Annotated in this window: 9 protein-coding genes; 8 read left to right on the top strand and 1 reads right to left on the bottom strand. The window is 70.2% G+C overall.

Annotated elements, in window-relative coordinates; all coding sequences use genetic code 11:
• The first annotated feature begins 451 nt into the window (after positions 1–451).
• The 8 genes from rpmH to ACQPZQ_RS45325 all read left to right on the top strand — a co-directional run bounded on the left by rpmH (position 452) and on the right by ACQPZQ_RS45325 (position 5,692).
• A complete protein-coding gene (gene rpmH, locus ACQPZQ_RS45360; protein WP_241041616.1) occupies positions 452–595 on the top strand; it encodes a 50S ribosomal protein L34 in 144 nt (47 codons plus the stop codon).
• Positions 596–608: 13 nt separating this feature from the next.
• Positions 609–965 (top strand): ribonuclease P protein component, encoded by a 357-nt coding sequence (rnpA, locus tag ACQPZQ_RS45355; RefSeq protein ID WP_433290685.1) that lies wholly within the window; start codon positions 609–611, stop codon positions 963–965.
• Positions 962–1,249, top strand: coding sequence for a membrane protein insertion efficiency factor YidD (gene yidD / locus ACQPZQ_RS45350; RefSeq protein ID WP_241041618.1), 288 nt, complete (start codon positions 962–964; stop codon positions 1,247–1,249). The genes rnpA and yidD overlap by 4 nt, the downstream gene beginning before the upstream one ends.
• A complete protein-coding gene (gene yidC / locus ACQPZQ_RS45345; RefSeq protein WP_433290683.1) occupies positions 1,243–2,394 on the top strand; it encodes a membrane protein insertase YidC in 1,152 nt (383 codons plus the stop codon). Before yidD ends, yidC begins: the two co-directional genes overlap by 7 nt.
• Positions 2,395–2,488: 94 nt before the next feature.
• Positions 2,489–3,007 carry a protein jag gene (locus ACQPZQ_RS45340; protein ID WP_433290681.1) on the top strand — a complete coding sequence of 173 codons (519 nt, stop codon included), beginning with the start codon at positions 2,489–2,491 and terminating at the stop codon, positions 3,005–3,007.
• Positions 3,008–3,038: 31 nt separating this feature from the next.
• Positions 3,039–3,695, top strand: coding sequence for a 16S rRNA (guanine(527)-N(7))-methyltransferase RsmG (gene rsmG, locus ACQPZQ_RS45335; RefSeq protein WP_344720757.1), 657 nt, complete (start codon positions 3,039–3,041; stop codon positions 3,693–3,695).
• A 23-nt stretch (positions 3,696–3,718) separates the two neighbouring features.
• On the top strand, positions 3,719–4,654 hold the full coding sequence (locus ACQPZQ_RS45330; protein ID WP_241041632.1) for a ParA family protein: 936 nt from the start codon (positions 3,719–3,721) through the stop codon (positions 4,652–4,654).
• Positions 4,655–4,657: 3 nt separating this feature from the next.
• Positions 4,658–5,692 carry a ParB/RepB/Spo0J family partition protein gene (locus ACQPZQ_RS45325; protein WP_433290679.1) on the top strand — a complete coding sequence of 345 codons (1,035 nt, stop codon included), beginning with the start codon at positions 4,658–4,660 and terminating at the stop codon, positions 5,690–5,692.
• Between the two features lie 53 nt (positions 5,693–5,745).
• Here the strand turns inward: ACQPZQ_RS45325 and ACQPZQ_RS45320 are convergent, their stop codons facing one another.
• Positions 5,746–6,690, bottom strand: a complete 945-nt coding sequence (locus tag ACQPZQ_RS45320; protein ID WP_433290677.1) for a D-alanine--D-alanine ligase family protein — start codon at positions 6,688–6,690, stop codon at positions 5,746–5,748.
• Positions 6,691–8,291: the final 1,601 nt, after the last annotated feature.

The raw sequence follows: 8,291 nt of genomic DNA, 5'->3' as shown, positions 1-8,291 counted from the left end.
CGGTCCGGGCTCCCCTCCGGTCGTCGCTCCGGACGTGCTCGCGCCCGATCGATCGATCATCCCCAGGCTTGTCCACACCTGTGAGCAAGACGCTACGCGGACACGCAGCGACGAATGCGCGCGGGCCCGCGAAGGTGGTGGTGGCCGTGTTTCGGCGATCCCCCCGGATCGAACTGTGAAGGGCGCACGCTAACAATCAGAGCGACTTGCCACAAGCCGCCTGATCGCGCAAGGCTGCATCGGGATGACGAGGCGTGACCTGGTTTGACCCTCTGTGCGGCGGCTGCGTACCCTGGAATCAACCGCGCCCGCGCAGGTGAGCCGCGTGCTGTCCTAGGACCGCCGTCGGTTTGTGCGGGTGTCGCAGCACCACCGCACCACCAGTCCGAACCCGAAGCACGATGATCACCGACGGTCGGCTTTGCCGCGCCGTCGACCAGGAGAGCCGACCGTGAGCAAGGGCAAGCGCACCTTCCAGCCGAACAACCGCCGCCGGGCCCGTACCCACGGCTTCCGGTTGCGCATGCGTACCCGCGCCGGCCGAGCCATCATCGCGGCCCGCCGCGGCAAGGGCCGCGAGCGGCTCTCGGCCTGATTCGGCCGTCCCGGTGTTGCCGGCCGGATCCCGGCTAACTCGCCGGGACGAGTTCGCTTCCGTCGTTCGGCGGGGCCGGCGCAGCGGACGGTCACGGCTTGTCGTCCACATCTGTGGCGGGGCCGGAGACGGTGGGCCGCGGGCGGGGTTCGTCGTGAGCAGAGCAGTCGGAAACGCCGTCGTCCGGCACCGGGTGACGCGCAGACTCCGCCATCTCGTCGCGCCCCGGCTCCAGCAGCTCCCGTCGGATGCTCTCCTCGTCGTCAGGGCGCTGCCGCCGGCTGCTGACGCCTCGTCGGCCGAGCTCGCCGAGGACCTCGACGCCGGCCTGCGGAGTGCGATGCGAAAGCTTTCCGGGAGCTCACGATGACTGACGGCGCGCGCCGCTCCGTCGTGACGCGGGCGCTCATCGGCTTGTTGCACTTCTACCAGCACTGGATCTCTCCGGCGCTGCCCCCGACGTGCCGCTTCTACCCCTCCTGCAGTGCCTATGCGATCGAGGCGCTGCAGGTGCACGGCGTGCTACGCGGATCGTGGCTCACGCTTCGTCGGTTGCTGCGGTGTGCGCCGTGGCACCCTGGCGGTATCGACCCGGTGCCACCGCGCCGTTCCCGCTCGGCCCGGAACCACCTCGAGGAGCAAGCGCCGTGCTGAACTTCATCTACTACCCGGTCTCGTTCATCCTCTGGGTATGGCACAAGGCGTTCGGCTACCTGTTCGGTGAGTCCAGCGGCATCGCCTGGGCCCTGGCGGTGGTGTTCCTCGTCTTCACGCTGCGCGCGATCCTGTACAAGCCGTTCGTCGGCCAGGTGCGCTCGATGCGCAAGATGCAGGAGTTCCAGCCGGAGATCGCGAAGCTCCGCAAGAAATATGCGAACGACCGGCAGAAGCAGGCCGAGGAGATGCAGAAGCTCCAGAAGGAGCACGGCGTCAACCCGGTGGCCGGTTGTCTTCCCGTTCTCGTCCAGGTGCCGGTCTTCATCGGCCTCTTCCACGTGCTGCGTGAGTTCGGCCCGATCCTGCCCAACGGCGCACCGCGCACCGAGAACTACTACTTCGACGCGAGCGGCGTTCAGTCGTTCAACGACGCCAACCTCTTCGGCGCCAAGCTGGGCGCCTGGGTGACACAGGGCGAAGCGGCGTTGCGTGCGCTTCCAGGCGGTGGCACCACCATCGCCAACATGCTCATCGTGATGATCCCGCTGATGATCGCGGCGGGCATCTTCACCCACATCACGGCACGGCACTCGGTGGCCCGCCAGACCGCGGCGCAGGGTGAGAACCCGCAGACCGCGATCATGAACAAGTTGATGCTGTACGTCTTCCCGATCGGCGTCGTGGTCGGTGCGCCGTTCCTGCCGCTCGCGGTGCTCCTCTACTGGGTATCCAACAACCTGTGGACGCTCGGCCAGCAGTACGTGGTGTACCGGCGCATCGACGCCGAGGAGAGCACCAAGCGCGAGCAGGCGGTTGCCAACCGCCAGTCGCTGGCACCGCGCCCCGGCCAGAAGCCGGTGCGGCCCGAGACTCAGTCCCAGGATCAGCCGACGAAGCGGCCCGGCGCGAAGCCGGTCGCCCGCAAGCCGGATACGTCCTCCACGAACGGCACCACGAACGGCACCGCGAACGGCACCGCGAATGGAACGGCCAACGGTTCGGCCACGCCGGCCGCCGCCGGGGAGTCCTCAGCCAACGGCGCCACCAAGAGCACGAACAGCACAGCAGGCGACTCCGCGAGAAGCGCGCGCAGCGGTGGTGGCTCTCGGCCGCCCGCGCGGCGCCCGCGCAAGCGCCGCTGACGACGAGCCATCCGCGGTCGCCCTCGCCGGCGACCGCAGCGGTGTGCCGGGGCGCCCCGGTGTCATCGCAACCGTTTGGGAGAGGAGACGCATCGTGCCGAAGACTGCGCAGGACGGGGCCACCGAGAGCGTCGCTGCGAGCAGCGCCGAGGACCAGCTGGTGCGCGAGGGCGATATCGCTGGTGACTACCTCGAGCGGTTGCTCGACGTGCTGGACTACGACGGGGACATCGACCTCGACGTCGAGGCCGGCCGGGCGATCGTGAGCATCGACGGTGGTGACGACCTGGACAAGCTGGTGGGCGAACGCGGCGCGGTGCTCGAGGCACTGCAGGAACTCACCCGGCTCGCTGTACAACAGGCGTCCGGAAACCGCAGCCGGTTGATGCTCGACATCGCCGGCTGGCGAGAGGCGCGGCGTGAGGAGCTCACCAAGCTCGGCACCCGCACGGCGAAGGACGTTCTCGCCTCCGGCGAGTCCGTACGGCTGCGGCCGATGACCCCCTTCGAGCGCAAGGTCGTGCACGACGCCGTCGCTCGCATCAAGGGCGTGTCCAGCGAGAGCGAGGGCGAGGAGCCGCGGCGGCAGGTCGTCGTCTTCCGCGGTGCCTGACGTTCCGGCCACCCCCGTCTCGAGCGAGGGGGTGGCCGGTTCTGTTTTCGGGGATCGCTTGCCCCTCGCTCAGCGGTTCGCCGAGCACCTCGTTACGTCCGGTGTGGAGCGAGGTCTGATCGGGCCGAGGGAGGCTCCGCGAGTCTGGGATCGGCACGTCCTGAACTGCGCCCTCGTCGCGGAACTTGTGCCGAATGGCGCTCGTCTTGTGGATGTGGGTTCGGGAGCGGGGCTTCCCGGGATACCGTTGGCGCTGGCCCGGCCTGATCTCCGCATCGTCCTCATTGAACCCCTCGCGCGTCGTGTCGAGTGGCTCCACGAGGTCATCGCGGATCTCGGCCTGTCGATAGCGGTTGAACGCGGTCGGGCCGAGGAGACTGTGGTCCGGCGGCGATGGGAGGGAGCCGACGTGGTGACCGCTCGCGCCGTTGCGCCCCTGGCACGGCTCGCTGGTTGGAGTCTCCCCTTGCTGCGGCCGGGCGGGTTGATGCTCGCCATGAAGGGCGAGAGCGCCCCGGCCGAAGTCGAGCGGGATGCGGCGGCAGTCCGCAAACTCGGCGGCGGGATCCCACGAATCGAGCGGGCCGGGGTCGGAGTCATCGATCCCCCGAGCACGGTGGTCGTCGTGGAGCGGGTACGGGGAGCCGGCAGCCCCGAGCGCTCACGGCGCAGGAGAGGGCAGGCGTGACGTTCAAGGTGTCCCAGCACGAGATGTCCCAGCGCGAGATGCTCCACAACGTTTCACGTGAAACACCGGGATGGACTCCCATCGCGGAGGAGGCGGAGCGAGCGGCGCGGGTACTCCATCCCGACCGACACCGCATGCCGCGGCCGACGCACCGGCGCGTCCTGACCGTGGCCAACCAGAAGGGTGGGGTCGGCAAGACCACGAGCACGGTCAACATTGCAGCGGCACTTGCGATGCACGGTGTCCGCGCGATGGTGATCGACCTCGACCCACAGGGCAATGCCAGCACCGCCCTCGGCGTCGAGCATCGGCTGGGCACGCCGTCGGTGTACGAGGCATTGCTCGGCGAGATCCGTCTCGCCGATGCGGCGGTGCGGAGCACTGCCTCGCCCGACCTCCTGTGTGTTCCGGCCACCATCGACCTCGCCGGTGCCGAGATCGAGCTCGTCAGCATGGTGGCGAGGGAGAACCGGCTGAAGCAGGCGCTGTACGACGGATCGCTCGCCGAGCTCGGGGTGGACTACGTCTTCGTCGACTGTCCGCCCTCGCTCGGGCTCCTCACCGTCAACGCGCTGGTGGCCGCCAGCGAGGTGCTGATCCCCATCCAGTGCGAGTACTACGCGCTCGAGGGGCTCGGCCAGCTGCTGAGCAACATCGACCTCGTGCGGTCGCACCTCAACACGGCACTGCACGTTTCGACGATTCTGCTGACGATGTACGACGGGCGCACTAAGCTGGCCGACCAGGTCACCAACGAGGTGCGCGGCCACTTCGGCCCCACAGTGCTGCGTACAGTAATTCCCCGCAGTGTCAAGGTCTCCGAGGCACCCGGGTACAGCCAGACCGTGCTCGCCTACGACCCAGGCTCGCGTGGAGCGATGAGCTATGTCGACGCGGCCCGTGAGATCGCCGAGCGCGGAGCGCGCATGGACGTACCCATCGACCAAGACGGGCGGTAAAGGATGAGCGAGCGGGCAGGCCCAGCGGAGCGGGTGGCAACCCAGCGCAAGGGCGGGCTGGGACGTGGCCTGGCGGCTCTCATTCCCACCGCACCGCCTGGTGGCGCCCCGGCGGCGTCGGCATCCACGGCAGTTCTCACCGCCGCACCCGCCCCCTCGGCAGGCCCGTCATCCACGCCGCGTCCAACCCACCCGGTCGAGCTTTCATCCGTACCGGCGCCCAGCGCCGTCGCCGGGGCCGTTTATCGCGAGATCGACCTGGCCGCGATTCGGCCCAACCCGCAGCAGCCGCGCACCCAGTTCGACGACGAGAGCCTCGCCGAGTTGGAGCACTCGATCCGCGAGTTCGGGCTCCTGCAGCCGATCGTGGTTCGCGAAGCCTCCCCTGGTTCGTATGAGCTCGTGATGGGCGAGCGCCGGTGGCGCGCCGCGCAGCGAGCCGGTCTCGTTCGGCTGCCGGCGATCGTCCGGCGCACGAGCGACGACGCGATGCTGCGTGACGCGCTGCTCGAGAACATCCACCGGGTACAGCTCAACCCGCTCGACGAGGCGGCCGCCTATGAACAGCTGCTGGCGGAGTTCGGCGTCACGCAGACCGAGCTCGCCGACCGGTTGGGCCGTAGCCGTCCGGTCGTCACCAACACGATCCGACTACTGAAGCTGCCGGTATCGGTGCAGCGCCGCGTCGCGGCAGGAGTGCTCTCCGCCGGCCATGCTCGCGCGCTGCTCGGGTTGGACGACGTGGAGCGGCAGGAGGAGCTCGCGGCGCGGATCGTGGCCGAGGGCATGTCCGTCCGCGCCACGGAGGAAGCCGTCGTGCTCCTGCGGCGGGAGGCTCCCGCGTCCGCCAAGTCGGTGCGCCGCAAGACGATGCAGGCGCCCGGAATCCAGGACCTCGCGGATCGCCTGTCCGACACGTTCGACACCCGTGTGAAGGTCGAGCTGGGTCAGCGCAAGGGGCGGATCGTCGTGGAGTTCGGGTCCGTGGAGGACCTGGAGCGCATTGCGAAGCTCATGGACCGCCCCACCGAGGAGTGAGCCTGCCGTCGGATTTCACGTGAAACACGACGGCCGCGTTTCACGTGAACGCCTCAGCGTCGCGCCACCGCCCGCTCGATCAGAGCGGCGTAGAGGTCACCGAGCTTCATCCCCGCCGCCCGTACCGCAGTAGGCAGCAGCGAGGTCTCGGTCAGGCCGGGCGAGACGTTCACCTCGAGGATCTGCACCCGCCCGTCGCCGTCCACCACGGCATCCATCCGGGAGACGTCCCGTAGCCCCAGGAGTTGGTGCGCGGCCAGGGCGGTCTCGGCCAAGGCAGCGAGCGTCATGTCGTCGAGCCGTGCCGGGCAGTGGAACGTCGCGGCGCCCGGCGTGTATCGCGCCGTGTAGTCGTAGACGCCGCCCGCGTCGACCTCGACCGGCGGCAGGGCGCGTGGCTCCTCGCCGTCGTGAACGACGGACACGGCCACCTCGGTGCCGGTGACGTAGCGCTCGGCGAGAACTGTGTCGGCGTACGCGAGGCAGCTGACCATCGCGGCGGGAAGCTCCGCCCGCTCCTTCACCACCTGCGAACCGAGCGCGGAGCCCCCCTGGTCCGGCTTGAGCATCAGCGGGAGACCGAGGCGATCGACCATCGCGTCGAGCACCGCTTGCGCGCCGAGCGCGCGGAACGTCGTGTGCGGGAGCGCCACCCAGTCCGGGGTGTCGAGCCCGGCGCGAGCGAGCTCCGCCTTAGCGGTCGGCTTGTCCCAGGCACGTCGGCACGCTTGCGCCGGCGTGCCGACGAACGGAACCCCGAGAAGCTCGAGCACGGCCTGGACCGAACCGTTCTCCCCCTCGCCGCCGTGCAACGCGATCGCGACGGCGTCCGGCGGGTCGGAACGGAGACGCTCGACGAGCGCGGCGTCGACGTCCCACTCCCGCACCGAGGCGCCCGCCTCCGAGAGAGCAGTGGCGAGCCGCCGCCCGGAACGCAGGGACACCTCGCGCTCGTGGGAGAGGCCTCCGGCCAACACGGCCACAGTTCGTTCGGTCACGGCCGCATTCTGCGGCACGCCGATCTCAAGCGCCGTCTCGGCTCAACTCCCTCGTCTGCGTGACCGGCGTGCCGGGGGCATGGGCGCGCTGGAGGACCCCGGCTGGTCGAGGCGGACCCGGCGTTCGACGGCAAGTACTGCACGAGCCCTCCGGCAGACTGCATCAGCGCCCGCAACCGCTGGCATCCGCGAGCCACCGCGAGCGGTGGCGGCCGTGGGCCGCGCCCCGGCTCCGGGCCACCGATCGCCCCGCTCCCGTCCGCACGATTTCCGCCCCCGACCACACGCGCCGCACCGACGTCCGGTGGGTGCCTTTTACCCGCAATGTGGAGTGGGTCCTGGAGTCGTCCGAGCGTGTCGCGGGCCCATGGCGGGGCACAGGCGGAGTCGGAGGTGTTGGGAGCAGCGACCAGCGGTGCGCGAGCGCGCGCGATCCTGCGCAGGCGGTGCACCACGAGGAGAGGCGGATGACGAACGCCTCCGGCGGGAGACGACACCGCGCGCTTCCCCTGCCCCGCGATGGGCGGCCGTGTGCCCGGCCGCCGTTGTGGAGCTGAGCAACGGCGTGAGTGTCGGATGAACGCCTGCGGAAGCCCCTGCCCCGGTCGCTTTGCCGGCGCGACGGCGGGATCGCGAGCGAGCGGCTCCGGTCTCGGGCCGCCGATTCACGCGCCCGGACAGCGGGGCGGGATGGAGCGGGCGCAACTGCCGCCCACGCCGGAAGCGACCGCACCCCGGCGCACTCGGTCGAGCCGCGTGCCAGGCCGAGGCGGTGCGGATGTTCCGGCTGGACCCGTCGCGGTCTCGACGGCTCGCCGATCGGGCGAAGACTGCCGCGGCGCCCGCCGGGCCGGAGAGGGCGGAGCTGATCAACCACCGGCATGTGCCTCGGCCACTCCCAGAGCTGTCGGCCGACCGGGGATCGTGTTTCACGTGAAACGGCGTGGCTCCAGGGTGAGGACGGCCGTCGCCGCGCGGGTGCCGAGTCTGCGCACCGGGCTACCGGCATCTGGGAGGAACCCCGAGATGCGACCGAAGTGAGCCCGCCACACCCCCGCCGCGAGAGGAGCACGCGGCTCGCCCGCGACCCCCATCCCGCGGCGTCTTGCCGAACATGGGGGCGGGCATCCGGTCCGCGCGCCGGCGCTGTTCCGCGCAGGCGTCCAAGGCGGCGGTGCCAGAACACCGAGGACGGCGCCGAGGCCGACACGACCGCCTGGACCGTCGGCGCGGATCCGCGCGCCGGCAGCACCGCTGGGTCGCCGCGACAGCGGCGTCGACGGCAGTGAAGCCCGACTCAGGCAAGGAGCCACAACAAGCGCACTCAGTGGCAGCCGACCACGTCCGGCATTTCGCTGACACGGACTACTCGCCGACTCGCCGAAGGGGAAGGCGGGTGTCGGTCCTGTGGCGGGAAGGTGATGAAACCAGTCGACTTGCGTGGCCAACTGCTGGCGGCACGAGCCGGCACAGAGAACGCTGAGTGTGCGAGCGGAGACCGACGATGCGGATCCGCCGGCGATGTCAGGAAGCCGTGGATCGCCCGACGGTGCCGTGCGACGGCGCAGCCCGGCGAACCATCGCGTGACGGAATCGTCGCC

Source organism: Pseudonocardia sp. CA-142604 (assembly GCF_050948475.1).
GTDB lineage: Bacteria > Actinomycetota > Actinomycetes > Mycobacteriales > Pseudonocardiaceae > Pseudonocardia > Pseudonocardia alaniniphila.
The sequence above is the reverse complement of the archived record's forward strand: the minus strand, read 5'-3'. Positions and strand labels throughout refer to the sequence as shown.

Coding starts and splice junctions, on each gene's coding strand:
- ACQPZQ_RS45325 (WP_433290679.1), top strand. CDS start 4,658: ATGAGCGAGCGGGCAGGCCCAGCGGAGCGGGTGGCAACCCAGCGCAAG.
- yidD (WP_241041618.1), top strand. CDS start 962: ATGACTGACGGCGCGCGCCGCTCCGTCGTGACGCGGGCGCTCATCGGC.
- ACQPZQ_RS45330 (WP_241041632.1), top strand. CDS start 3,719: ATGTCCCAGCGCGAGATGCTCCACAACGTTTCACGTGAAACACCGGGA.